Source organism: Variovorax sp. PAMC26660, from assembly GCF_014302995.1.
Taxonomy (GTDB): domain Bacteria; phylum Pseudomonadota; class Gammaproteobacteria; order Burkholderiales; family Burkholderiaceae_C; genus Variovorax.
Map to the genome: position 1 here is coordinate 4,219,034 of NZ_CP060295.1, position 24,406 is coordinate 4,243,439.

18 protein-coding genes are annotated in these 24,406 nt (G+C 67.9%); 7 read left to right on the plus strand and 11 right to left on the minus strand.

The features are described 5' to 3' along the window. Window positions 1-6: 6 nt before the first annotated feature. From H7F35_RS19780 to argH, 4 genes are all read right to left on the minus strand, one after another. Window positions 7-1,218 carry an efflux RND transporter periplasmic adaptor subunit gene (locus tag H7F35_RS19780; RefSeq protein ID WP_187108297.1) on the minus strand — a complete coding sequence of 404 codons (1,212 nt, stop codon included), beginning with the start codon at window positions 1,216-1,218 and terminating at the stop codon, window positions 7-9. A gap of 138 nt (window positions 1,219-1,356) precedes the next feature. Next, on the minus strand, window positions 1,357-1,971 hold the full coding sequence (locus H7F35_RS19785) for a methyltransferase family protein (protein WP_187108298.1): 615 nt from the start codon (window positions 1,969-1,971) through the stop codon (window positions 1,357-1,359). Window positions 1,972-2,168: 197 nt separating this feature from the next. After that, a complete protein-coding gene (locus H7F35_RS19790; protein ID WP_187108299.1) occupies window positions 2,169-3,647 on the minus strand; it encodes a rhomboid family protein in 1,479 nt (492 codons plus the stop codon). Between the two features lie 22 nt (window positions 3,648-3,669). After that, window positions 3,670-5,067 (minus strand): argininosuccinate lyase, encoded by a 1,398-nt coding sequence (gene argH, locus H7F35_RS19795; RefSeq protein WP_187108300.1) that lies wholly within the window; start codon window positions 5,065-5,067, stop codon window positions 3,670-3,672. Window positions 5,068-5,123: 56 nt separating this feature from the next. Between argH and H7F35_RS19800 the strand changes: the two genes are divergently transcribed. From H7F35_RS19800 to H7F35_RS19810, 3 genes are read left to right on the plus strand one after another with little or no spacing between them, the layout of a single operon-like run. Next, window positions 5,124-6,197 carry a sensor histidine kinase gene (locus H7F35_RS19800; protein ID WP_187114346.1) on the plus strand — a complete coding sequence of 358 codons (1,074 nt, stop codon included), beginning with the start codon at window positions 5,124-5,126 and terminating at the stop codon, window positions 6,195-6,197. Further along, the gene (locus H7F35_RS19805; protein WP_187108301.1) at window positions 6,194-6,940 is read left to right on the plus strand and encodes a LytR/AlgR family response regulator transcription factor; all 747 of its coding nucleotides are present in this window, start codon (window positions 6,194-6,196) and stop codon (window positions 6,938-6,940) included. Before H7F35_RS19800 ends, H7F35_RS19805 begins: the two co-directional genes overlap by 4 nt. Next, complete coding sequence (locus tag H7F35_RS19810; RefSeq protein WP_187108302.1) at window positions 6,937-8,214, plus strand: AI-2E family transporter; 1,278 nt, start codon at window positions 6,937-6,939, stop codon at window positions 8,212-8,214. Before H7F35_RS19805 ends, H7F35_RS19810 begins: the two co-directional genes overlap by 4 nt. Window positions 8,215-8,217: 3 nt before the next feature. On the opposite strand, the gene H7F35_RS19815 is transcribed toward H7F35_RS19810, so the two are convergent. Beyond that, window positions 8,218-8,850, minus strand: coding sequence for a TetR/AcrR family transcriptional regulator (locus H7F35_RS19815; protein ID WP_261803286.1), 633 nt, complete (start codon window positions 8,848-8,850; stop codon window positions 8,218-8,220). 63 nt (window positions 8,851-8,913) lie between these two features. Between H7F35_RS19815 and H7F35_RS19820 the strand changes: the two genes are divergently transcribed. Then, window positions 8,914-9,360: a tautomerase family protein gene (locus tag H7F35_RS19820; protein WP_187108303.1), complete on the plus strand. Its 447-nt coding sequence runs from the start codon at window positions 8,914-8,916 to the stop codon at window positions 9,358-9,360. Window positions 9,361-9,374: 14 nt separating this feature from the next. Here the strand turns inward: H7F35_RS19820 and H7F35_RS19825 are convergent, their stop codons facing one another. Continuing rightward, window positions 9,375-9,872 (minus strand): winged helix-turn-helix transcriptional regulator, encoded by a 498-nt coding sequence (locus H7F35_RS19825; protein ID WP_187108304.1) that lies wholly within the window; start codon window positions 9,870-9,872, stop codon window positions 9,375-9,377. Between the two features lie 130 nt (window positions 9,873-10,002). Here H7F35_RS19825 and H7F35_RS19830 point away from each other — a divergent pair, with 130 nt between their 5' ends. Together H7F35_RS19830 and H7F35_RS19835 are read left to right on the plus strand one after the other, a co-directional pair. After that, on the plus strand, window positions 10,003-10,944 hold the full coding sequence (locus H7F35_RS19830; protein WP_187108305.1) for a nitrilase family protein: 942 nt from the start codon (window positions 10,003-10,005) through the stop codon (window positions 10,942-10,944). Window positions 10,945-10,979: 35 nt separating this feature from the next. Then, the gene (locus H7F35_RS19835; protein ID WP_187108306.1) at window positions 10,980-11,372 is read left to right on the plus strand and encodes a tautomerase family protein; all 393 of its coding nucleotides are present in this window, start codon (window positions 10,980-10,982) and stop codon (window positions 11,370-11,372) included. Here H7F35_RS19835 and H7F35_RS19840 read toward each other — a convergent pair. Then, window positions 11,336-12,616, minus strand: a complete 1,281-nt coding sequence (locus tag H7F35_RS19840) for an MFS transporter (RefSeq protein ID WP_187108307.1) — start codon at window positions 12,614-12,616, stop codon at window positions 11,336-11,338. The genes H7F35_RS19835 and H7F35_RS19840 overlap by 37 nt on opposite strands. A gap of 7 nt (window positions 12,617-12,623) precedes the next feature. Continuing rightward, entirely contained in the window at window positions 12,624-13,157 is a 534-nt protein-coding gene (locus H7F35_RS19845; RefSeq protein WP_187108308.1) for a GNAT family N-acetyltransferase, read from the minus strand. 48 nt (window positions 13,158-13,205) lie between these two features. Between H7F35_RS19845 and H7F35_RS19850 the strand changes: the two genes are divergently transcribed. Beyond that, window positions 13,206-14,129, plus strand: a complete 924-nt coding sequence (locus tag H7F35_RS19850; RefSeq protein ID WP_187108309.1) for a LysR family transcriptional regulator — start codon at window positions 13,206-13,208, stop codon at window positions 14,127-14,129. Window positions 14,130-14,155: 26 nt separating this feature from the next. Here the strand turns inward: H7F35_RS19850 and H7F35_RS19855 are convergent, their stop codons facing one another. From H7F35_RS19855 to H7F35_RS19865, 3 genes are all read right to left on the minus strand, one after another. Further along, window positions 14,156-15,394 (minus strand): MFS transporter, encoded by a 1,239-nt coding sequence (locus H7F35_RS19855; protein ID WP_187108310.1) that lies wholly within the window; start codon window positions 15,392-15,394, stop codon window positions 14,156-14,158. Between the two features lie 213 nt (window positions 15,395-15,607). Continuing rightward, the gene (locus tag H7F35_RS19860; protein WP_187108311.1) at window positions 15,608-16,147 is read right to left on the minus strand and encodes a hypothetical protein; all 540 of its coding nucleotides are present in this window, start codon (window positions 16,145-16,147) and stop codon (window positions 15,608-15,610) included. 30 nt (window positions 16,148-16,177) lie between these two features. After that, a complete protein-coding gene (locus H7F35_RS19865) occupies window positions 16,178-24,367 on the minus strand; it encodes a GH36-type glycosyl hydrolase domain-containing protein (RefSeq protein ID WP_187108312.1) in 8,190 nt (2,729 codons plus the stop codon). Window positions 24,368-24,406: the final 39 nt, after the last annotated feature.

The window sequence follows — 24,406 nt, forward strand, 5'->3', positions numbered from 1 at the left end:
CGAGCCTCAGCGTGCGATGGTGGTGGAGGCTGCGTCGGGCTCGACGCTCGCCAACGGCTCCGCGCCGAGGTCGACCACCTTCACCTTGTCACCCACCTTCACGCGCTGCGAGCCTTCCATCATCACGCGGTCGCCCGCGGCCAGCCCGTCGATCACCTGCCAGCGCGTGCCGACCGCGCGGCCTATGTTGATCGGGCGCTTGGCGACCTTGTTGTCTGTGCCGATCACCAGCGCCGAGGCGCTGCCGTCGGGCGCACGCGTCACGGCCTGCTGCGGCACCAGCAGCGCCGCGGTGTTCACGCCTTCCTGCAGCACGGCGCGCACGTACATGCCGGGCATCAGCAGCTTGTCGGGGTTGGGTACCACTGCGCGCAGTGTCACGCTGCCAGTGCCGGCATCGACCGTCACGTCACTGAAGGTGAGGCGGCCGGCATGCGGGTAGGCGCTGCCGTCCTCCAGCAGCAACTGGATGCGCGCCTCGGCATCGTTCGCGCGCTGCAGCCGTCCGCTGGCCAATTCGCGCTTCAGGCGCAGCAGTTCGCTGCTCGACTGCGTGACGTGCACATGGATCGGGTCGAGCTGCTGCACGGTGGTGAGCGCCGCGGCCTGGTTGGCCGTGACCAGCGCGCCGGGCGTCACGGTCGACAGTGCGGCCCAGCCGGTGATCGGCGAGGTGATGCGCGTGTAGCCGAGCTGGATGCGTGTGGTCTGCTCGGCGGCCCGCGCCACGCCGAGGTCGGCCTCGGTCTGCTGCTCGGCGGCCTGGGTTTCGTCGAACACCTGGCGGCTGATGGCGTCGATCTTCACCAGTTCGGCGTTGCGCTTGGCCACGGTGCGCGCTGTGGTCAGGGCCGACTCGGCCTTGCGCACGCTGGCTTGCGCGCTGGCGTGCGCCGCCTGCAACGAGGCTGGATCGAGCTGGTAGAGCACCTGGCCGGCCTTGACTTGCGAGCCTTCGATGAAGAGCCGCTCTTTCAGGATGCCGCCGACCTGCGGGCGGATCTCGGCGATGACCGGCGCCGCGGTGCGGCCGGGCAACTCGGTGCTCAGGGCCAGGGTCTCCTGCTTCAGGGTGACGGCGCCGACTTCCTTTTCTGGTGCGGCTGCTGCCTTCGACGGACCGGGCGCCTCCACGCTGGTGCGTGAACAACCTGCGAGCGCGGTGATGGCCAGGGCCGTGAAGATCAGGGCGAAGCGGGATGGGGTTTGGTCAGGCATCAGACAGGAAATTGAAGTAGCGAAAGCCCCAGATGGAGCGAACGCGTGCCCTCAAGTTCAACGATGCACGAGCGACGCGGCCGGCTTTACATGCGCGTTACCGCAAGCGCAGTGCCACCGGCGGCGCGAAGGACCGGTCTAAACCACGAAGGGAATCAGCCGCTTGGGCACCCGGCTCATGTACGCACGGTATTCGGCGGACTGCATCAGCACCTTTTCTTCGTTCACCATTCTTGCGAACTGGAAGAGATAGAGCAGCGTCAGCACCATCAGATTCCACAGCGAAAAGACGTTGAGCAGGAATCCGAGGTGCGTGATGAGGTAGCCAAGGTAGATCGGATGGCGCACCAGGCCGTAGGGGCCGCCGGTCACCACCCCGCGAATGGCCGGCAGCAGGCCGAAGTTGCGCCCCAGATAGATCTTGGCGCAGATCTGCAGCAGCATCCCCGCGACCATCACTGTCTCGGAGATCCACACCGGCACCAGTTTTTCGCCGTCGTCGAGCTGGATGAACAGGAAGTAGAAGGTGGCGACGGTGGTCGAGACCACTGTCGAAAATGAGAAGACGCGCGTTTTCGTCATCTTGGCGAAGATGACGAGCGCAACGATCAGGGTCTCCGAAATCAGCAGCGTGGTCAGGACGATGCTCGGCTGCCGCAACTCGATCTGGACCACCCGATATACGAAGATGGACAGCGCCAGTGCAGCCAGGACGCGCATGAGCAGATCCAGGGCCACGTCCTTTGCGCTCATTCCTGTGCCTTGCTCCGGCGTTTGTGCGCCCTTGTCTTCCTCTTTTTCCCGCATGGGGTCATCCTCCTGCGACGTTGGTCGGACTGCTTCTTGTAGTGACTGGTTTACACCCAGATCTGCGTCTTCTAGGTCACGCCCCTATTGTGGGCGTTATCAAAGGGGCGCTTCGGGACATTCGGATCCTGAAGCGCGAACTGTCAGGCGCGCTGCAGCGCGCGCGTCACCATGTCGTTGGGCGCAAGCCGCAGCAGATGCGGCAGCAGGCCGATGGCCTTGTCGCGTTCGCCCGCGTGCAGCAGCCCGTTGGCACACACCGAGAGCGTGTTCGCCAGCTCGGGATGCTCGGGCGCGGTTTTCAGCAGGATGCGGCACAGCTTGTCCGCATCCCCGAACTGGCGGATGCGCGCGAAGCGGCGCGCCAGGCGGGCCATGTCGTCGGGCTTGAGGCGAACACCGGGCCTGGCCTGGTCGAGGTAGGTCGTGAAGCTGGCGTGCTGCAGCGCCAGGGTATCGGCGTCGGTGGCGGACAGGCGGAAGATGCGGCGCGCGGCCTGGTGGAAGTCGTCGCTCGCGGGCTGCAGGCGCGCGGTGTTGAACCAGGCACGCAGCGTGTCGGTGTCGCCGGGGCGCAGGGCGGCGGCGGCGCGCCATTCGGCGCAGGCGGCCTCGAATTTCATCGCGGCGGCCAGCTTGCGCGCGGCGGCCACGTGCTGCTCGAAGCGATCGTCGTCGTTCACCATTTCCGACTTGACGGTCTCGGGCGTCTTCACGCGGTGCAGCAGCGTGGCGCCAGCCATCAGCGCGGCGCCTGTGAGCAGGCCGCCGAGATGGGCCATGTAGGCGATGCCCTGGCCGCCCAGCCAGTGCTGCATCAGCTCGTTGACGATCCAGGCCGGCAGCAGCAGCAGCGCCGGCGCGGTGACGTAGTTGAAATAGAAGAACAGCTGGTAGAAAAATCGGATGCGTCGCAGCCGATACATCACCGCGTACATGCCCATCAGCGCCGAGATCGCGCCCGAGGCGCCCAGGCCGTAGCTGCCCTTGCCCGCATAGGCCCAGCCGGCCAGCGCGGAGGCGCCGATGGCGCCGAGCAGATAGAACGTCAGGTAAGTGCCGCGGCCCAGCGCCAGTTCGACCGAGAAGCCGAACAGGAACAGGAACAGCATGTTGCCCAGCAGGTGCCCCGTGCTGCCGTGCAGGAAGGCGGCGGTGATCCAGGTCCAGGGCTTGAACTCGGCGTCCCTGCCGTAGTCCTGTGCCCAGCGCTCGGTGAAGGGCGCGGGCAGCATGGCGTCGTACTTCTGGCGGTCATGCTTCCACTCGGCGTACTGCGGGTTCGCCGGCGTGATGACTTCGTCAGCCTGCAGTTTCTGCAGGAACTTCTTTTCGTGCTGAAGGCCTTCGAGCAACTGTGGATAGGCCTCCTCGTCCGCCAGCATGCGCCGCGCCAGCTTGCCGCGCTTGGGGTCCGTTTTCTCGATCCACTCCACGAACGGCGGCAACTCTAGCCGGGGCAGCACGCTCTTCGTGTAGTAGCTGGCGGCGCGCTCGCGCCCGTGCTCTTCGCTGCGCTGCGGCCCCCAGAACACGAGCATGTTCACGAGGATCAGCAGCACCGTCATCCACGGCGGGTTGCGCCAGCTCGGTCTGTTTTCGAGCGGGATGGCGTAGAACACGGCGCGGTGGCTGTCGGGCTGCTCAGCCGAGGCGGGCGCGGTGGCGCGCGATTTGCGCCTTCACTTGCACCGGGGCGGTGCCGCCCAGGATGTTGCGTGCGTTGAGCGAGCCGCGCAGGCTCAGCACGTCGTACACGTCCTTCTCGATGTTCGGGTTGAACTGCTGCAGCACCGACAGCGGCAGCTCGGCCAGGTCGACCTTGTGCGAGGTGGCGGCCTTCACGGCGTGGGCCACGGTCTCGTGCGCGTCGCGGAAGGGCAGGCCCTTCTTGGTGAGGTAGTCGGCCAGGTCGGTGGCGGTGGCGTAGCCGCGCAGGGCGGCGGCTTCCATCGCCTCGGGCTTGACGGTGATGCCGCCGATCATCTCGGCAAAGATGCGCAGGGTGTCCTTGAGCGTGTCGACGGTGTCGAACAGCGGCTCCTTGTCTTCCTGGTTGTCCTTGTTGTAGGCCAGCGGCTGGCCCTTCATGAGCGTGATCAGCGCCATCAGGTGGCCGACCACGCGGCCGGTCTTGCCGCGCGCCAGCTCCGGCACGTCGGGGTTTTTCTTCTGCGGCATGATCGACGAGCCGGTCGTGAACCGGTCGGCGATCTGGATGAAGCCGAAGTTCTGGCTCATCCACAGGATCAGCTCTTCGCTCATGCGGCTGATGTGCACCATGCACAGGCTGGCGGCGGCGGTGAATTCGATCGCAAAGTCGCGGTCGCTCACGGCGTCCAGGCTGTTCTGGCACACGCCGTCCATGCTCAGGGTCTTGGCGACCAGTTCGCGGTCCAGCGGATAGCTGGTGCCGGCCAGCGCGGCGGCGCCCAGCGGCAGGCGGTTCACGCGCCGGCGCACCTCGCCCATGCGTTCCGCATCGCGGCTGAACATTTCCACGTACGCCAGCATGTGGTGGCCGAAGCTCACCGGCTGCGCCACCTGCAGGTGGGTGAAGCCGGGCAGGATCACCTCGACGTTCTTCTCGGCGATGTCGACCAGCGCCTTCTGCAGCGCGACCAGCAGGTCGCCGATCAGGTCGATTTCGCCGCGCAGCCACAGGCGCACGTCGGTGGCCACCTGGTCGTTGCGGCTGCGGCCGGTGTGCAGGCGCTTGCCGGCGTCGCCCACCAGCTGGGTCAGGCGGGCTTCGATGTTCAGGTGCACGTCTTCGAGGTCGAGCTTCCACTCGAAGGCGCCGGATTCGATTTCAGCGCGAATCTGCGCCATCCCGCGTTCGATCGCGGCGTGGTCCTGCACGCCGATGATCCCTTGCGCGGCGAGCATGCCGGCGTGTGCCAGCGAGCCCTGGATGTCGGCTTGCCAGAGGCGTTTGTCGAAGAAGACGCTGGAGGTATAGCGCTTCACGAGGTCGCTCATTGGTTCGGAGAACAGGGCCGACCAGGCTTCGGATTTCTTGTCGAGTTGGTTTTGGGTCATGGGAGCCGTCCAGGAGGCAATAATGGGTTGGTCACCCGATGTAACTGATGTCTGTGATGCGCAACCCGGCGATTTTATCGGCCAGCTCTACAACCACGTCCCCGGCATCGTCGGAAAGGGCCCGTTCGCCCGCGCGCGGCGAGCCTTCGCTGTTCGACGCCTGCCGCATCGGCGTGGTGCTGCGCACCGTGGTGTTCGTCGAGGCGGTGGTGGCCATCGCCACGCTGTTCGTGGTGACGACGCCCGCCGAATGGCTGGTGCAGACGGCCACCGTCACGGGTGGCGCCTTGCCGGCAACGCTGCTGTGGCTGGTGGCGACCTGCGGGCTCAAGAAGCCGCTGCGGCGCCTGCCGCGCCAGTGGCAGTACGCGGCAGGCGCCACGCTGGGTGCCATCGCCTCTCTCTATGGATGCGGTTTGCTGCGGCTGACGGGCGTGCTTTCCAATGCGCCGTGGCTGGCCAGTGCGCTGGCCGGGGCTCTTTTCTCGGGGTTGGTGATGGCGGCGATGGTGCTGCGCGCGCGCGGCCAGACGCCCGCCGCGACCACGGCCCGGCTCGAGGAGCTGCAATCGCGCATCCGCCCGCACTTTCTGTTCAACACGCTCAACAGCGCCATTGCGCTGGTGCGCGAGGAGCCGGCCAAGGCCGAGACCATGCTCGAAGACCTGGCCGAGCTGTTTCGCCAGGCGCTGGCCGACCCGGGCGAATCGGGCACGCTGGCCGACGAGATCGCGCTGGCCGAGCGCTACCTGGCCATCGAGCAGGTGCGCTTCGGCGACCGCCTGCGCATCCGCTGGGACCTCGACGCCGCTGCCAGCAACGCGCGCCTGCCGCCGTTGCTGCTGCAGCCGCTGGTCGAAAACGCCATCAAGCACGGCGTGGAGCCCAGCCCCGAGGGCGCCAAGCTGCGCATCCGCACCGAGCGGCGCGGTTCCATGGTGGTGATCGAAGTGGTCAACAGCCTGCCGCCGCTGCGTTGGGCCGACCAGCCGCTGCCGCGCGGCCACGGCATCGCGCTGGCCAATGTGCGCGACCGCCTGCGCCTCTTGCACGACATGCAGATGCAGTTCAGCGCCGGCATGGACCAGAAGAACTACCGGGTGCGCATTGCCATCCCCGCTGAATCATGAGCCTCAAGACCCTGATCGTTGACGACGAAGCCCTGGCGCGCTCCCGCATGCGCACCTTGCTGCGTGACTGCACCTCGCCCGCCGCCGAGGTGGTGGCCGAGGCCTCGCAGGGTGCGGAGGCGCAGCAGCACTTGGCCACGATGGCGCTCGACCTCGTGCTGCTCGACGTGCACATGCCGGGTGTCGATGGCATCGAGGTGGCGCGTGCGCTGCGCAGCCGGACAGACGCGCCGGCCGTGGTGTTCGTGACGGCGCATGCCGCCCATGCGGTGACGGCCTTCGAGCTGGATGCGGTCGACTACCTGACCAAACCGGTGCGGGCCGAACGCCTGCAGCAGGCCTTGCAGAAAGCCGAGCGATTCCTCAAGGAGCGCCGCGCGATGCAGGCCGAGGCCGCGCCCGAAAGCGTGCTGATCCAAGACCGGGGCCGGGCCGAGCGGGTGCCGCTGTCCGAGGTGCTCTACCTGAAGTCCGAATACAAATACCTCACCGTGCGCACCGCCACGCGCAGCCACATCCTCGACGGCTCGCTCAACGAGTTCGAGGAGCGCTATCCGAACCGCTTTTTGCGGGTGCACCGCAATGCGCTGGTGGCACGTTCGGCGATCCGCGCGCTCGAAAAGTACGACGACGGCGAGGACGCCGAAGGCTGGGCCTTGCGGCTCGATGCGATTCCCGAACCCGTGGCGGTGTCGCGGCGCCAACTGGCGGCCGTGCGCGAAGTGCTGAAGGAAGCGCGATGACCGAAGAAACCAACGCGCCTTCCGGCAAGCCTCCGACCGAGGAAGCGCCGCAGCCCGCGCCTGAGCCACAGCCTGCGGAGCCTCCGCAGCCGGTCGCTGACGAGCCCGTTTCCGCTTCCGAATCAAAGCCCGACGCGCCGGCGAAGGATGCGCCTGCGCGGGCCCGCCAACGCCTGCTGCTGCACATGCCGGTCGACGTGCGCAGCGCCTCGCTGGTGGTGCTCGCCGTGCTCGCCAGCGTCTTCGCGCTGCAGTGGGGCCAGGCCGTGTTCATTCCGCTGATGCTGAGCCTGCTGCTCACCTACGCGCTGTCACCGCTGGTCGACATGCTCCATCGCTGGAAGCTGCCGCGCTGGATTGCCGCGGCGGTGATCCTGCTGGGCCTGTTCGGCGGCCTGGGCTGGACCGGCTATTCGCTGTCGGGCAGCGCCTCGCAACTGCTCGATTCGCTGCCGGTGGCCGCACAGAAGCTGGGCCAGGCCATGCGCCGCGACAAGAGCGCCAGCGCCACGCCGCTCGAAAGCGTGCAGCAGGCGGCTGCGCAACTCGAGAAGGCCGCCGAGGAAAACTCCGCGCGCGTCGCGGCGCGCAAGGGCGTGGCACGTGTCGTCATCGAGCGGCCGGGCTTCAATGTGCGCGACTACCTCCTCAGCGGCACCGTCGGCCTGCTGAGCGCGATGGGGCAGCTCACGCTGGTGGCCTTCCTGACCTACTTCGCGCTGTGCTCGGGCGACACTTTCCGCCGCAAGCTCATCAAGATCACCGGGTCGAGCCTGCAGAAGAAAAAGGTCACGGTGCATGTGCTGGACGACATCACCCGCAACATCGAGCGCTACCTGCTGGTGCAGATCCTGGTGAGCGCGGTGGTGGGCGTGACGACCGGCCTGGCGTTCTGGGTCATCGGGGTCGAGAACGCGGCGGTCTGGGGAATCATCGCGGGCGTGACCAACCTCATTCCCTACATCGGCTCGGTGATCGTGCTGGTGGCGGCGGGGCTGGTGGCCTTCCTGCAGTTCAACAGCCTGCAGATGGGCGTCGTGGTCGGCGGCGTATCGCTGGCCATCCACACCCTTATCGGCAACCTGCTGATGCCCTGGCTCACGAGCCGCACCAGCCGCATGAACCCGGTGGCGGTGTTCGTGGGCGTGATCTTCTGGGGCTGGCTCTGGGGCATCTGGGGCCTGCTGCTGGGCATTCCGATCACGATGGTGATCAAGTCGATCTGCGACCGGGTGGAAGACCTGCAGCCGATTGGCGAGCTGCTGGGGGAGTAGGGCTCAGCCGAGCAGCGCCTTCAGCTCGTCGGCTGCGGCCTTGAGTATTTCCTGCGAGAGCGCTTCGTCGTTGACCGCGCGCGACAGCGACACCGCACCCACCAATGAAGACAGCGCCGCGATGGCCTTCGCGCGCTTTTCCTTCGACTTCTCCGCCGCCGCCAGGTTGGCCAGGAGGTCGAGATAGGTGTTCACCTGCTGCGTGTAGGCCGTGCGCGTGCGCTCGTTGCTGCGGGCCACGTCGCCGGCCAGCGTGGTCACGGCGCAGCTCGTGGCCAGTGCGTCCCGGTGCGCGGTGCTCAGGTAGGCGTCGACCAGCCTGGCTGCCACCACCGGGCGACTCGCCTTGGACGCGGCCACGGCCTCGACAGCGCGGCCTCCGTCGCTCAGCGCGCATTCGACCGCCTCGGCCACCAGCTCGTCGCGCGAGGCGAAGTGACGGTAGAAGCCGCCATGCGTCAGGCCCGCGTCCTTCATGAGTTCGGCCACGCCCACGCCATCGACGCCGGCCTCGCGGAAACGCGCGGCCGCTGTTTGCACGATGCGCGTGTGGCTTTCTTCCTTGTTCGCTTTTGAATGGCCCATGGGCGTGAAAAGTCCTCGGTCGTGGTGCTTGACGATCAGGATTATGTTCATCATCATCCTCGATGTGGATGATGGTCGTCATTCAGAATCAACAATCCCTTGCAGGAGCCTCCCATGCCGATGATCGATGTTTACGCTGCCGCAGACCTGTTTCCGGCCGGTGCAGAGACCGACCGCCAACTTGGCGAAGCGCTCACGCTGGCGGTGCTTCGCGCCGAAGGCGTGGCAAAGCCCGGCCCCTTTCACCTGGACAACACCGCTGCGTACATCCATCGCATGCCGGCGTCGGCGGTGCAGACCGCCACGAGTGCGCAGGCGCGCACGGTGCGCGTGCAGATCATCACGCCGCCGGGTTCGCTGAACCGCGAAGGGCAAAAGCAGATCACGAAGGAAGCCACCGAGATCGTCGCGAAGCTGTCGGGCGACCCGAGCCAGGCCGCGCGCACCTGGGTGATCCTGACCGAGGCGGCCGAAGGAGGCTGGGGCCTGTTCGGCACCGCCTTCGGCAAGGAAGAGTTCGCCGCGCTCGCCGCCAAGGCGAAGGCCGCTGCGGCCACATAGAACGCGCCTGAAATTCAGCGAGCGCCTGCCTTGGCCGCAGGCGCCTTCGCGCGCGTCGCTGTCTTGACGGGCAGCTTCTTCACGAAGGTGGCGGCTGCATCCAGCGGCTGGCCGTCGCGCGTGCGCAAGTCGATCTTCTGCACCGGCTTGCCGCTGTCCCGTTCGACCAGCACGGAGTGCGGCTCGCCCTTGGCATACAGGTGCGCCTCGCCCCAATGGCGCAGGCCGACCACCACGGGGAACAGCCCCTTGCCCTTCGGCGTGAGCACGTATTCCTGGTAGAGCGTGCCGTCCGATGCGGGCACGAGGTCGAGCACGCCTTCCTGCACCAGCCACTTGAGCCGGTCCGCCAGGATGTTCTTGGCCACGCCCAGGCTTTGCTGGAATTCGCCAAAACGCTTCATGCCATCGAAGGCGTCACGAATGACGAGCAGCGACCACTGGTCTCCCACGATCTCGAGCGACCGTGCCATCGGGCAGGGGTCGTCTTTCAGGCTTTTTCTCTGGGCCATCTTTTCTCTGCTTTCCTTGCAAGGCGCATGCGCCAACTGGTTGCAGGATTAGACCGTAATGGCAGATCGGTTGCAAAGTAAAACTTAAATGACTAGGATCATCATGGTTTTAATTTGAAACCTGAAGCCAATGAATCCATCAACCATTCCTGCCTCCGATATCGCCACCAGCGCGGATGCCATCCCCGGCCTGCGCGCCAGTCCTGTGCGGGTGGCCGTCGTGCAGTTCGATCCGCAGGTCGGCATCGAAAACCTCGAGCGCAACGCGAAAGCCGTGCATGAACGCCTCACCGCCGCCGTCGAAAACAAAGCCCGGCTGATCGTGCTGCCCGAACTCGCGACCACGGGCTACTGCTTCAGCGGCCGTGAAGAGGCCTACGCCCATGCAGAGCCCGTGCCCACCGGGCCGACCGTGCAGGGCTGGGTCGCGTTCGCGGCGAAGCACGACGTCTACATCGTCGGCTGCCTTGTCGAACAAGACGGTCCTCGGTTGTTCGACACGGCCGTGCTTGTCGGCCCCGACGGCTACATCGGCCGCTACCGCAAGACCCATCTCTGGAACAACGAGAAGCTCTGGTTCACGCCCGGCGACGAGGGCTACCCGGTGTTCGAGACGAAGATCGGCCGCATCGGCCTGCTCGTGTGCTGGGACATCTGGTTTCCCGAGGCGCCGCGCATCCTCGCGCAACTGGGCGCGGACATCATCTGCACGCCCACCAACTGGGTGTGGACGCCGCCGCCGCTCTACGACGCGAGCGGCACCTGCATGGCCGCCTACCTGACCATGACGGCAGCGCATGCCAACAACGTGTTCATCACCGCCGCCGACCGCGTGGGCCAGGAGCGCGGCTCGGGCTTCATGGGCAACTCGCTGATCGCCGGCACCAACGGCTGGCCCGTGGGCCGCATCGCCGGGCCGGACGAGGACACGATCCTGTATGCCGACGTCGACCTCACGGCCGCGCGCTCCGCGCCGATCTGGACGCCGCTGAACGACCTGCACCGCGACAGGCGCACCGATCTGTACGATCCGCTGCTCGGCTACCGCGGCGGCAAGGCGCTCGCACGCTAAGCCATTGCCGAACCTTTTCGACGGAGCCCTTCGACATGCCCTATCTCCAGCTCGACGTGAACGGCACGCATCTCGTGGCCGACAAGAAGCGCCTCGCGAAAAAACTCAGCGAGACCTACGCGCAGATGATGAGCGTCGACATCCGCCGCATCAGCATCGCGATCCGCGAAGTGGGCGAGGGCGGTGTCTGGCGCATGGTGGACGGCGAGCCGGTCGAGGTGTCGGTGCTGATGTGCGACATCCGGCGCGGGCGCTCCGCCGAGTTGCGGCTCGAAGTGGCCAAGGCCCTGTGCCGCGACTGCATCGAGATCCTGGGTCTGCGCGAAGACCGGCTCAATGTCGAGTTCACCCAGCACACCGGCGACGAGATGTACCACCCGACGCTCGGCGGCTACAGCCCCGAGTGGTCGGAAGACGAAGCTCGGTGAGCGGGGCGCGCGCGATGCAGCCGTGAGAAGCGCGCGATCATCCACGGCCCCAGCAGAGCGCCCAGCCCGACCGAACTCCAGGCCGCCACCCAGCTGTGCGTGCTGCCCAGGCCGAAGCGCGTCTGGCCCCAGTCCAGCGCCAGGCCGAACACCCACGGGCTGAGCGCGCCCGCGCCGAAGCCCATCACCGAGCGCACCGAATACGCCACGCCCAGCCGGTGCGGCGCCACCACGTCGGCCAGCGCGGTCGAGTAGACCGACGAATCGGCAATGGCCAGCAGGTTGTAGACGGCGGCTGCCGCGGCCAGCAGCCACAGCGGCCAGGTCCACATCCAGCCGAACGCGAAGGACATGCAGAGGCTGGCGACGGTCGCGATCATCATGACCCGCGCACGGCCCAGCCGGTCCGAGGCCGCGCCGCCCGCGATGCTGCCGAACACGCTCACCAGGTGCGCGAAGGCTGCGAGCGCGATGCCCGCGCCCTGCCACGCGGCCGTGCCGCCCGACGAGGCGACAAGGTAGGCCGGCAGCCAGGCCCACAGCGCCATCAGCTCCCAGCAATGGAAGGCGTAGGCCCAGTTGCCGGCCATCGCGGGCTTGTCGCGCACTGTCGCGGCCAGTGCATTCCAGGTGCCTTCGCGGGCTGCGTGGGCTGCAGGCGATGGCGGGCGCATCCGCCGCATGGCCTGCACCGTCAGCAATGCACCCGCCACTGAACAAGCCGCCGCCACCAGCAGGCCGTGCCGCCATTGCTGCGCGTGGCTGAAGGCCGCGACCACCGCGAGCGACAGCGCATAGCCCATCGACGACGCGCCGATGAAGAGCCCCATCGCGCGGCCACGCACGGCGGGCTCGGCATTGCGCGCCAGCAGTTGCAGGCCCGGCGTGTACGACGCACCCGCACACAACCCCGCCAGCCCGTACAGCAGCATCGCGGAACGGTGGTCGTGCGCAAAGAGCGCGAAGGCCAGCGCCGCCATCGCACTGACGAGGCTGCCGCCGAAGAAAATGCGGTGCGGCCCGTAGCGGTCCGCCAGCAGGCCCACCGCGAACAGCGAGACCATGTAGCCCACATGCCATGCGCTCTGGATCGATCCGGCCTGTGCGGCCGACATCTGCCAGTCGGCCATCACGAAGGGCAGCACGCCGGAGTAGGCCGTGACGATCATGGCCTGCAGCAGCCGGCTCGCGCACAGCAGCGCGAGCCATCCGCGCACTGGCGCGGCGGCGGGGTCGTTCGACATGGCGGGTTTAGCGCAGCGCGCGCTGCATCAGCACCGTGTCCACCCACTGCCCGAACTTGAAGCCCACATCGCGCAGCACGCCCACCCGCTCGAAACCCAGGCTTTCGTGCAGCCCTTGCGAACCGGCATTGGCACTGTTGCCGACCACCGCCACCATCTGCGTGAAGCCGCCGTCGGTGCAGCGCCGGATCACCTCGGCGAGCAGCGCCTTGCCGATGCCGTGGCCGTGCATGCCCTGCGCGACGTAGATCGAGTCTTCCACCGTGTGGCGGTAGGCGGAGCGGGCACGGTAGGCGCTCGCATAGGCATAGCCGACCACCTCGCCGTTCTTCAGCGCGACGAGGTAGGGCAGGCCGCGCCGCAGCGTGTCGGTGCGGCGCGACTGCATCTGGTCCACGGTGGGCACTTCTTCCTCGAAGGAGCACAAGTCGTGCAGCACGTAGTGGCTGTAGATGGCCTGCACCAAGGGCATTTGATGCGGTTCGGCATCGAGGACTTCGACGGCGGTGAGGGCGGAGGCAGCGAGGGATGGCGATGACATGCCCCGATCTTGACGAGCCACCATCGATAAGTGAAGCTTCGCCAAGCTATGCAAGGCATAAGGAATACTTTGGAAAAGACACTGAACCTCGACCAGCTCAAGTCCTTCGGGCTGGTGATCGAAACAGGCAGCTTCTCTGCCGCAGCCGACCGGCTCGGCGTTTCCCAGCCCGCCGTGAGCCTGCAGATTCGCCAGCTGGAGCGAAGGTTGGCGGTGCGGCTGGTCGAGCGCGTCGGCAAGCGCGCCAGGGCCACGCCCGCGGGCATGGAACTGCTGCGCCACGCGCACCACATCGAAACCGCGGTGGACAACGCCATCGACGCACTGGCCGACCATGCAAGCGGCGTCACGGGCCGCGTGCGGCTGGGCACGGGCGCGACGGCCTGCCTGTACTTTTTGCCAGGCGTGCTGCGCGCATTGCGCGAGCAGTTCCCGGCGCTCAGCATCGTGGTCAGCACCGGCAACACCGACGACCATGTGCGCAAGGTGGAAGAAAACAGCATCGACCTCGCGCTGGTCACGCTGCCGGCGGCGGGGCGTTCACTGACGGTGATGCCGGTGCTCGACGACGCGTTTGTCGCCATCGGCCGGCGCGACCTTGCGCCCTTGAAGGCGCGCGTGACGCCGGCCGACCTGGGTGCCTTGCCACTGGTGCTGTTCGAGCCTGCAGCCAACACGCGCAAGCTGGTCGACCGCTGGTTTGCCGCCGAGGGCCTGCAGCCGCAACCCGTGATGGAGCTGGGCAGCGTCGAGGCGATGAAGGAGATGGTGGCTGCGGGGCTTGGCTACGGTATCGTGCCCGGCATGTCGATGGTGGGGCGCGGTGCCCACCCCGAGCTGAAGAGCAGCCACCTGAACCCTCGCATGCACCGCACGCTGGCGGTGGTGATCCGGCGGGACAAGCCGGTCAACAAGGCCCTGCGCGTGGTGCTCGATGCGATCGTGGCGGCAGGAAAGACAGGCCGTCGTTAGCTAAAGTGCAGTGCGGCGGCTGGGTGTCATTCCGGAATGGCGGCCAGCGGCGCACCGCCGCGCGCACGGCCCAGCGTGGCGACGATCAGCGCGGCAATCAGCACCAGCACGCCGCTGAGCACCATCGTGCTGGAGATGCCGTAGCTGTCGACCGTCAGGCCGCCGATCAGCGCGCCGGAGGCAATCGCCACCTGGAAGCCGGTCACGAGCAGGGCCTGGCCGGCTTCCTGCGCATCGGGCACGGCCTCCATCATCCAGCCGGTGAGCGCCACCGGGATCAGGCCGAAAGCCACGCCCCAGATCACGACCACGATCGCGCCAGCCACCATGCCGGTGCCGATCAGTGTCGACAGCAGCAGCGCCGTCGCGAGCATCAGTGCCGCCAGCAGGGTGGTACCGCGCACGCTGCGCGCCACCAGGCTGCCGCCCAGGAAGGTGCCGACGAAACCTACCGCGCCATAGACCAGCAACAGCGTCGAGACCGCATTGGCCTGCAGGCCGAACACCTGCTGCAGCAGCGGCTTCAGGTAGGTGTAGGCCGCAAAGTGGCCGGCAATGAAGAACAGCACCGCGAGCAGGCCGACCTGCGCCATGCGGCGCGTGAGCGGCGTCAGCAGGTCACGCGCACCGATGGCGCGCAGCGGCGGAATCGCCGGCAGCAGCCACAGTTGCATCAGCAGCACGGCGGTGGCCAGCGCGCCGGTCACCGCGAACGAGGCGCGCCAGCCGAACAGCGTGCCAAGGAGCGAACCCGCCGGCACGCCGAGTACGGTGGCGGCGGACACGCCCGCCAGCACCAGCGACATGGCGCGGGCTTGCGAGGCAGGCGGCACCAGTTGCGTGGCAGCGGCCGGCGCAAAAGTCCAGAAGCCGCCCACGGCCAGGCCGAGCATCAGGCGTGCGACCAGCATGGTGCCGAAGTTGGGGGCAAAGGCCGCGAGCAGGTTCGAGGCGATCAGCAGCAGGGTGAGCGTGATCAGCACCGTGCGCCGGTCGAGCCGGCCCGAAGCAACGATCAGCGCCGGGCCCGCGAAGGCCGCCAGCACACCGGGCATCGTGACCATCAGGCCGGCTGTGCCGTCGGACACGTTGAGCCCGCGGGCGATGTCGGTCAGAAGGCCGATGGGCATGAACTCGGTAGACACCATGGCGAAGGTGCCGACGGCAATGGAACTGACGGCAAGCCATGCGGAGCGCGACGTGTGGGCCGGTGCGGCCGCCGCCACGTCGTCGATGCATGGGTTGCTGCTGGGTGAATTCATCATGGAGATGCTTTCGTGAAGGGCATCGGCGACGCATGCGCCAATGCTTGTGAAGGGCATTGGAGTGTGCGAGCTGACGCCTTTGCGACAAAGAGGCTGGCCAGCAGTAGTCAGTTTCCTGACGGCTAACAATCGACCCTTTTTTGTGTTCCGGCACACCCCCGGACCACCGCCTGGGTGGTCATCGCCATCACGCTCCGCGCGAGGTGAGGGGGGTCAAGTGATGACCGGGCGCGACTGCAGCACCCGGCCGTCGGCGATGAACGAATCGCCGATCAGCACGCGAAAGACCGCGCCGTGCGGAAACTTCGGCCGGGCCACGGCCGGCGAGAGGAATTCGACCTCCAGCGCCTCGGGCATCGCGCGCTCGAGCACCTCGCCCTGCGGCACGAACCAGCGCGCCGAAAAGCCTTCGTTGTCGATCACCAGCGCGCAGCGGTACTCGCCCGCGCCGATCGGCACATCCTGCGAAGGCAGTGCCGGCTTGCGGAACTTGAGTTCGACCAGCAGGTGCGGCGTGAACGCGCCCACCCCGTCGAAGCTCGGCGGTGCGGCCGGCGGCGCCCGGCGCGGCCGCTTGCTGATGAGCCATGCAATGACGTTGCCGATGATCGGCACCCACAGCACCATCAGCAGCGTGCCGATGTCGCGCGCGGTCGATCCCCGTTCTGCGTAGTGCCGCAGGAAGGCACCTCCCACGGCCACGCACAGGAGGATGATGACGATGAGTCGTCGGCGGACTTGGATGGTGGTCATGAAAGCGCGGGGTGAAAGCGGCCCCGGACCTTAACCCACCCGCACCACCGCATTCGCCGGCAGCGCCTGCCAGTCGATCCACTCGCCCACCGCCAGTTGGTGCGTGGGCGCGACGGCGCCTTCGACCGTGCCCCACTGCAGCGTGAGGCTGCGCTTGCCGAGCCGCAGCGCGATCTCGAAACCCGGCCAGTGCGCGGGCAGGTGCGGCGTCAGCGAAAGCTGGCGTCCCTTCACGTTCAGGCCCAGCAGGGTTTCGACAGCGGCGCGGTGCAGCCATGCGGCCGAGCCGGTGTACCAGCTCCAGCCGCCACGGCCCACATAGGGTGCGGCGCCGTAGACATCGCCCGCCATCACATAAGGCTCCAGCTCGTAGGCCGGGCCGCGTTCGGGGTGTTGCGTGCGGTGGGCCGGGCTCAAACCCTCGAAGCTCTGCCAGGCCGCTTCATGGTCGCCCTGCAACGCCTGCGCCATCAGCGCCCACACGGCGCCGTGCGAATACTGGCCGCCGTTCTCGCGCACGCCCGGCGGGTAGGCCTGGATGTAGCCGGGGTTGTTGGTCGAGTTGGCAAAGGGCGGTGCCAGCAGGCGCAGCAGGCCGGCCGGCTCGTCGTGCAGATGCTCCTTGACGGCGGCCATCGCCGGGCCGGTGTGGGCTGCGTCCGAAGCGCCGGAGAGCACCGACCACGCCTGCGCGATCAGGTCGATGCGGCATTCGTCGTTGGCCGACGAGCCCAGCGGCGCGCCGTTGTCGAAGAAGGCGCGGCGGAACCAGGCGCCGTCCCAGCCTGCGTCGTGCAGCGCAGCGATCCAGCCGCGTCGCGCCTCGGTCCAGCGCGCGGCGCGTTCATGCTCGCCGCGTGATTCGGCGATGGGCGCGAAGTGCTCGACCACGCTGCACAGGAACCAGCCGAGCCATACCGATTCGCCACGGCCTTCGTTGCCGACGCGGTTCATGCCGTCGTTCCAGTCGCCGGTGCCCATCAGTGGCAGGCCGTGCGCGCCGGTCTTCAGGCTGCGGTCGATGGCGCGTGCGCCGTGGTCGAACACGGTGGCCATGCGACCGCTGTTCTGCGGCGCGTAGTAGGCGTCTTCCGCGCCCTCGGGAATGCCGGGGCCTTCGATGAAGCCGACCATCTCGTCGAGCAGCGACGCATCGCCGGTTACCTCGACGTAGTGCGCCGATGCATAGGGCAGCCACAGCAGGTCGTCCGAGAAATGCGTGCGCACGCCAGCACCACCGGGCATGTGCCACCAGTGCTGCACATCGCCTTCGGGGAACTGGCGCGCCGCGTTGACCAGGATCTGCTCGCGCAGGCGCGGCGGATCGGTGAGGGCGAAGGCCATCGCGTCCTGCAACTGGTCGCGAAAGCCGAAGGCGCCGCCGGCCTGGTAGAAGCCGGCCTTCGACCAGAGCCGGCACGCCAGCGTCTGGTACACGAGCCAGCGGTTGACCAGTGCATCGAACAACGGATCGGGCGTGCGCACCTGCAGCCGGTCGAGCAGTTCGTCCCAGAAGCCGCGCACCTGCTCGAGTGCTTCGGGCACGTCGCGCTGCCGCCAGCGGCGGGCGAGTTCGAGCGCCGCGTCGGCGCTGCCGGCATGGCCCAGCACGAAGCTGAAGCTCGCGGTTTCGCCAGAGGCAACGACGAATTCGCCGCCGATGGCCGCGCAGGCATCGAGCCCGCTGCCAGCGCGCCGCGCCAGCGTGTCGGGCACTTCGACGACGCCGCGCCCGGCGAAGAACTCGCTGCGGTCGCAGGTCCATTGCGTGGCCCCGGTCGTCGCGCCTTGCAGGCCTGCAAGCAACAGAAAAGCCGTGCTGCCGCCGAAGCCTGCGCTCGATTCGCGCTGCTGGCCGAACACGGCCGCCTGGTCTTCGGGCTTCCAGCAATGCACGGTGCGCCGTTCGCCGCGCGCGGCGCCCAGTTGCCACTCGACCATCGCGAGCGTGCGCAGGCGGCGCTGGCCGGCGCCTTCGTTGCGCACGCGCACATGCACCAGCTTGACGGCCTCGTCGCGGTCCGCGAAGAAGGTGGTCTCCAGCACCAGGGAATCCTGATGGCACTCGAAGACCGTGTAGCCCTGCCCATGCCGCACGCGGTGGCGGGTGCTGCCGTTGCCACCGCCAGCAGGCGTGAGCGGCAGCATCTCGCGCGAGCTCACGTCCTGCAGCAGGTAGTGCTCGAAGGCCGGGTCCTGCACCGGGTCGTTCGACCATGGCGTGACCTGGTGCATGCGGCTGTTGCCGGCCCAGGTGTAGCCGGTGCCCCATTCGGACACCTGGAAGCCGAAGGATGCATTGGCGATCACGTTGACCCAGGGGCGCGGCGTGCGGTGGTCGAGATCGACCTCGAAGCTGAACTCGCCGCTCTCGGCATCGAAGTCGCCGATGGGCGTCACCACTTCAGGCGCGGCCTGCGTTGCCACGCGCCGTGTCAGCAGGGGCACGCGCGACGGCGCCGGCGTGCTGTTGTCGCCCGCTGGCGGCGTGCCGCGCGCTTCGTGCAATGCAGCCACCTGCACTTCGAGCGCCCGACCGTCGGCCGTGAACACCACGCGCGCCAGGCTTGACAGCGCGGCCTTTTCCGAAGGCACCACGTCCTGGTCGCGCAGCAGGTAGAAGCCGGCGGTGTCGTTGCGTGGAAAGCTGTTCTGCGTCTGTTGCGCGACGCGCGAGCGCAGCGTCTCTATTTCGCGCTGCAGGGGCATCAGGTACGAGTTCGGCTCGCTGTTGAGCACCACCAGGTCGCAGGCCACGCCGCCGAAGCCCCACCACGGCTGCGCGCGCAGCAGCGTGTTGATCAGGCCCATGCCGTTCATCGAATGGATGTAGACCAGCACGATGGGCTTGTCGCCCGAGATGCCGAAGCGCCAGATCTGGCGCAGGTCGATCAGGCCCCGGTCGCTCATCACGCGGGGCGTGGTGTAGGTGAGGATGGTCGTGAGGTCCTGCAGCGCGAGGTTCTGCGCGGGCGCGATGCTCAGGTCGCGCAGCCGCACCTGCGCCAGCGTGGCGGCCATGCGGGTGGCGCGCTCCACGTGCATGGGCTGCAGGTAGCGGTCGATGCTGGGCATCAGCGCCTCGATGCTTTCGTCGGCGGCGGTCGCGAAGCTCAGGCGCGCGGTGGCACCCGGCGCGATCGACAGGCGCACGCGCAGGCAGGCGATGGGGTCGAGGCCGTTCACCGGCGTGCCGTTGATCGCCTGCGGCTGTGCATCGAGCGCGGGCGTGGCGAGCGTGCGGTTGCGGCCGATGAAGGCGCGCCGGTCGGTCATGCAGTCGATCGACAGCACGTTGGCATCGACCGAGGCCACGAAGTGCACCGCGGCCACCACCGGGTCGCCGTGCAGGCGGGGCTTGCGCGACAGCAGCAACGCGCGCCACGCGGGCTCCCAGCGCGATTCGACGAACAGGTTGGCAAAGGCCGGATGCGCCTCGTCGGCCTTGGGGTTCGACAGCACCGGCTCGAAGTAGGAGACGAGTTCGAGCGTGCGCGTTTCGTCGCCGCTGTTGTGCAGCGTGATGTTGCGCAGCTCGGTGTCGTCCTCGGGGCTGATCAGCACTGTGGTGCGTATCTGCAGGCCGGGCCCGGCTGCGTCGAACTGCACCTGGTCGGCCAGGAAGCGGGTGCGATAGCTCCAGTCGGCGCCGGGTGCGGGCAGGGCGGTGAGCGAGGTCAGCTCGCGCTGCCCTTCGTCGCGGACATAGAAGAAGGTGCCGTAGCTGTCGCGCAGCGGATCGTCGCGCCAGCGGGTCACGTTGAACGAGCGCCAGCGGCTCACGCCCGCGCCATTGGCACGCAGTGCCACCGTGTAGCGGCCGTTCGACAGCAGGTGCGTGGGCTGGAAGCCCGGCACCATCGGGTCGACCACGCGCGGCTGGAACAGCGGCGCCAGCTCGGTCTGGCTGGGCTCGGGCGGCGTGCGCGGGTCGGCACTGCCGATGATCTGCCGCGGCGTGCGTTCGTGCAGCAGCGACTCGTGCGCCTGCACCAGCGCGGCACTGCCGAACCAGCGGCGCGGTGCTTCGTCGCGCAGCACATTGCACAGCGCCACCAGTGACATGCCCTGGTGGTGCGCCATGAAGTTGCGCACCACGGTGAAGTCCTGGCCCTCGGCCTGGCGCGAGGCGGTGAAGTCGATCGCGTCGTGAAAACCGAACTCGCCGCGCGCGCCGAGCGATTCGAGCAGTTCGAGGTTGATCACTGCCGCCTCGGGCGCGAAGGGCGCGGCCATCGCGCTGGCGTAAGGCGCCACCACGCGGTCGGTTGGCGGCGTGCGCCGCAGCGCCAGGCGCGGCACGCCGAAGGGCGAGTACTGGTAGGCCAGCGAATGGTCCTGCGCGAAGTAGGCCGACTCGGAAACGCCCCACGGAATGTTGTGGGCGCGGCCGAAGGCCTGCTGTTCGGCGACAGCTGCGGCATTGGCCACCTGCAGCAGGCCGTCGGCGGGCTCGGTCATCACGAGCGCGGGCATCAGGTACTCGAACATCGAGCCCGACCACGACTTGAGGCTGGGCTGGAAGCCCACCAGCAGGAACGGCCGGCCCAGCGCCAGCCAGTGGCGGCGTGGCACGTCGCCCTTGGCGATCGCCAGAAAACTCAGCAGCCGCGATTCGGAGGCCAGCAGGTCGTAGTAGCTCGCGTCGAGCACGTTCTCTTCGACACGCAGGCCGATGTGGAACAGGTGGCGCTTGGCGTCGTAGAGGCCGCTGAAATCCATGCCGTCGTGCAGCGTGTCGCAGCGTTGCGCCAGCGCTTCGAGCGCGGGTTCTTCATGGCTCTGGCAGCCTTCTTCCGCCGCAAAGGCCCGGCAGGCCTGCGCCACGGCCACGAGGTGGCCGGCGAAGTTGCCGCTGTCCACGCTGGACACATAGTCCGGCGGCAGCGGCTTGAGCGTTTGCGTGTCGTACCAGTTGAACAGGTGGCCTTGGTGCTTCTGCATGCGGTCGACGGTGTCGAGCGTGGCGGTGACGCGTGCCAGCAAGGCCGCCGTGTCGATCCAGCCGAATTCGCGTGCGCAGCAGGTGGCGAGCAGGTACATGCCGATGTTGGTCGGCGAGGTGCGGTGCGCAATGGTCGGCTGCGGTTCGAGCTGCAGGTTGTCGGGCGGCAGGTGGTTGTCGTCCGGGCCCACCACGTGTTCGAAGAAGCGCCAGGTGTCGTGCGCCAGTTTTTCCAGGTAGGCGCGCTGCTCGGGTTGGAGCGGGTCTTCCACTTGCGCATTGACGCGGCTGCTCCACCACGAGGCGATCGGCGCCAGCGCCCAGACCACGAAGAGCAGCGGACCGAGCACCGGGTAGGCGCTCCAGTTCGCAAGCACGGCGAGCACAAGGCAGAGCGCGCTGCTGCTGGCCGCGCTGCGCACGAAGGGCTTCAGTTGCTGGCTGGATTGCGCCTGCGCCTGGTCTGCCGTCGTCCACTGCAGCAAGTGCCTGCGGCTGACGACGATTCGCCAGGTGGCGAGAAAGGCCGCATCGAGCAGCAGGCGCGTCTGCGCCGCCAACTGAACGAACTGCCAGGCCGCGCCGGCCATGGCGCGAAGCAGTTCCACTGCGCCCACATCGAAGAAGTGGCGCAGCTCGATGGAGCGTCGTGTCGGCACCAGCCCGGCCAGCGCGCCGAGCAGCGGTCCGAGCGTGAGCGCCGATGCAACTGCAGCCAGCGCCCATCCGAGCGGCATGGCCTGCGTGAAGATCACTAGCACCAGCAGCGCGAAAGACGCGGGCACCACCAGTGAGCGGCGCAGGTTGTCGCACATCTTCCAGAGGCCCAGCGCGTCGATGCCGAAGCGGCGAGCACGCCACATCAGCGGCAGCAACTGCCAGTCGCCGCGCACCCAGCGGTGCACGCGCGAGGCGGCCACACCGGCATGGTGCGGATGGTCTTCGACCAAGACCACATCGCTGACCATCGCGCAGCGCGCGACCGTGCCTTCGAGCAGGTCATGGCTCAGCACCGCGCTGTCGGGCAGGCGCTGGTCGAGCGTGGCGTGGACCGCGCGCACGTTCAGCAAACCCTTGCCGGTGAAGGAACCGCTGCCGAACACGTCCTGGTAGATGTCGGACGCACCGCTGCCATAGGGGTCGAGGCCGCACTGGCCGGCGAACATCCAGTGGAAGAAGGAGCGCTCGTTCTGCATCGGGAACGGCGTGACGATGCGCGGCTGCAGGATGCCGAAGCCCGCGACCACGCGCCGGCTTTGCACGTCGATCTCGGGCGCGTTCAGCGGATGCGCGGCGATGGACACGAGATCGCGCAGCGCGCCGGGCGGCAGGCCGGTGTCGCTGTCGAGCGTCAGCACATAGGGCGTGCGGCCGGGCGCGATCTGCTGGCCGGGCGCGAGCGGAAGAAAGCCGCTGGCATCGCCGCTCGCGAGCAGGCGCACCAGCATTTCGAGCTTGCCGCGCTTGCGCTCCCAGCCCATCCAGCGCTGTTCGGTGTCGCTCCAGCTGCGCGGGCGATGCAGCAGCAGGAAGCGCGGTGCGGCGCCTTCCGCCACAGGGTACTTGGCGTTGAGCGCGGCGATGCGTTGCAGGGCATCGTCTAGCAGCACCGCGTCGTCGGGCATCGAGGCCTGAAGCGCATCGGCCCAGTCGGTCAGCAGTGCGAACTGCGCATGCGCCTCGCGGTTGGCGAGCCAATGCAGTTCGAGCCGGTGGGCCAGTTGTGTGTTGTTCGCGGTCGAACCCAGCAGCGTGGGAATGACGACCAGCGCGCGGTGCCGCTCGGGAATGCCGCCCGCAAAATCCAGGCGTGGCAATGCCTGCACCCGCACCGACTCCGCCATGATGCGTTGCGCCAGCGCAATCAATGCCTCGGACACCGGCCACGCCAGAAGGATCAGCGCCACCACCGTGGTCCAGTCTTCGCGGTGCGGCAGGCCGTGCACGACGGCTGCCAGCAGCAGCGCGGTGCCGATGGTCACGGCGCCGACATACACGGGCAGGCGCCAGCCGCGATGGTCGCGTGCGGGCCGGATGTTCGTCGTGCGGTCGACGCGGCCTGCGGGGCCGTCCGGCTGCAACGACGCGATCAGCGCGGGCCGGCCCTGGCCGAAGAGGTAATAGCCGGCGGTGCCGTCGGCGCGATCGGTCTCCGCGCCGGCTTCGTCGGCCGGCGCGCTCGACGCCAGCTTGACGACGGCCTGCGCCACCTCGCGCTCGGGTCGTTCGCTGCTGCGTGCCACCTGCTCCATCGCATGCGTGATCTGCTGGCGCGTGAGTTCGCTTTCGTTGGCAAAGCTCGGCAGCTCGCGCAGCACGCGCAGCGAGCGGCTCACGGGTTCGATCAGGTCGCTCCACTCGACCTGGCCGATCATGCGCAGCGTGGTGATGATGTTGCCGACCGTGAGGTTGGCGGCGGCTTGCGCGTTCTGCGCATCGCCGATCAGCGCCGGGCCGTTGGGGCAGTGCTGCTCGGTCCAGCGCACCAGCGCGGGCATGTCGTCGCCGTGCTCCACGGGCAGGCGTTGCCAGAGCTGCGTGAGGTAGTTGTCCTGCAGGCCGTGGCTCTGCAGCGCGCGGTAGAGCACGTCGAGGTCTTGCGCCGAGAGGTTGGGTGCCGCATCCCAGGCTGCGTGCGCGATCTCGCGTGCGACCTTGTTCTCGGCAATGCTCTCTGCCACGCGGCGCAGGTTCTCCAGCAGCACCACGCGCAGGGTGGTGGGCAGCGCCCACAGCTCGCCGAGCGTCAGCTCGTCGATGTCTTGATACGCGTTGAGGAAGGCGGTGAACAGCGTCGCATTGAGCACGCTGTCGGTGTGCGCGACATAGGCCCACGCAATGCCGTACACGCGCGGCAATCCCGCCAGCGGCGGTGTGGTGAGCTTGGGCAGGCGCGCGTAATAACTGCGCGGCACGCCGTCATGGATCTGCTGGAGCTGTGCCTCGACCAGATGGAAGTTGTCGAGCAGCCACTCGGCGGCGGGCGACACATAGCGCCCGCTCTGCGAGATCAGCGCGATGTAATCGAAGGCTGCGCGCAGCGACTCGAGGTTTTCGTCGACACGCGGAAAAAAAGGCGCACCTTCGCGCGCACGGTGGTGGTCGTCTTCCACCACTTGGGCACGGGCCAGGCTGTGGCCGTGCTGTTCGAAACGTTGGGCACCGAAGAGTTCGGCACGGATCGGAAGTGCAACCGGGTCGTGAGGACCCAGAAGAAGGGTCCGGGCGTAGTGACTGAGCCCCTGGAGGCGGTCGACGACGGCTGCTGCGCTCAAGCGATTGCGACGAGGCCGATGCCCAGGACTACGGCCACG

What these genes read in the sequence shown, in the direction of transcription:
- H7F35_RS19855 (WP_187108310.1), bottom strand. Translation starts at nt 15,394, where the DNA reads ATGATGAATTCACCCAGCAGCAACCCATGCATCGACGACGTGGCGGCG.
- H7F35_RS19850 (WP_187108309.1), top strand. Translation starts at nt 13,206, where the DNA reads ATGCAAGGCATAAGGAATACTTTGGAAAAGACACTGAACCTCGACCAG.
- H7F35_RS19830 (WP_187108305.1), top strand. Translation starts at nt 10,003, where the DNA reads ATGAATCCATCAACCATTCCTGCCTCCGATATCGCCACCAGCGCGGAT.
- H7F35_RS19845 (WP_187108308.1), bottom strand. Translation starts at nt 13,157, where the DNA reads ATGTCATCGCCATCCCTCGCTGCCTCCGCCCTCACCGCCGTCGAAGTC.
- H7F35_RS19800 (WP_187114346.1), top strand. Translation starts at nt 5,124, where the DNA reads ATGCGCAACCCGGCGATTTTATCGGCCAGCTCTACAACCACGTCCCCG.
- H7F35_RS19815 (WP_261803286.1), bottom strand. Translation starts at nt 8,850, where the DNA reads ATGAACATAATCCTGATCGTCAAGCACCACGACCGAGGACTTTTCACG.
- H7F35_RS19785 (WP_187108298.1), bottom strand. Translation starts at nt 1,971, where the DNA reads ATGAGCGCAAAGGACGTGGCCCTGGATCTGCTCATGCGCGTCCTGGCT.
- H7F35_RS19840 (WP_187108307.1), bottom strand. Translation starts at nt 12,616, where the DNA reads ATGTCGAACGACCCCGCCGCCGCGCCAGTGCGCGGATGGCTCGCGCTG.
- H7F35_RS19820 (WP_187108303.1), top strand. Translation starts at nt 8,914, where the DNA reads ATGCCGATGATCGATGTTTACGCTGCCGCAGACCTGTTTCCGGCCGGT.
- argH (WP_187108300.1), bottom strand. Translation starts at nt 5,067, where the DNA reads ATGACCCAAAACCAACTCGACAAGAAATCCGAAGCCTGGTCGGCCCTG.
- H7F35_RS19780 (WP_187108297.1), bottom strand. Translation starts at nt 1,218, where the DNA reads ATGCCTGACCAAACCCCATCCCGCTTCGCCCTGATCTTCACGGCCCTG.
- H7F35_RS19835 (WP_187108306.1), top strand. Translation starts at nt 10,980, where the DNA reads ATGCCCTATCTCCAGCTCGACGTGAACGGCACGCATCTCGTGGCCGAC.
- H7F35_RS19805 (WP_187108301.1), top strand. Translation starts at nt 6,194, where the DNA reads ATGAGCCTCAAGACCCTGATCGTTGACGACGAAGCCCTGGCGCGCTCC.
- H7F35_RS19860 (WP_187108311.1), bottom strand. Translation starts at nt 16,147, where the DNA reads ATGACCACCATCCAAGTCCGCCGACGACTCATCGTCATCATCCTCCTG.
- H7F35_RS19810 (WP_187108302.1), top strand. Translation starts at nt 6,937, where the DNA reads ATGACCGAAGAAACCAACGCGCCTTCCGGCAAGCCTCCGACCGAGGAA.
- H7F35_RS19825 (WP_187108304.1), bottom strand. Translation starts at nt 9,872, where the DNA reads ATGGCCCAGAGAAAAAGCCTGAAAGACGACCCCTGCCCGATGGCACGG.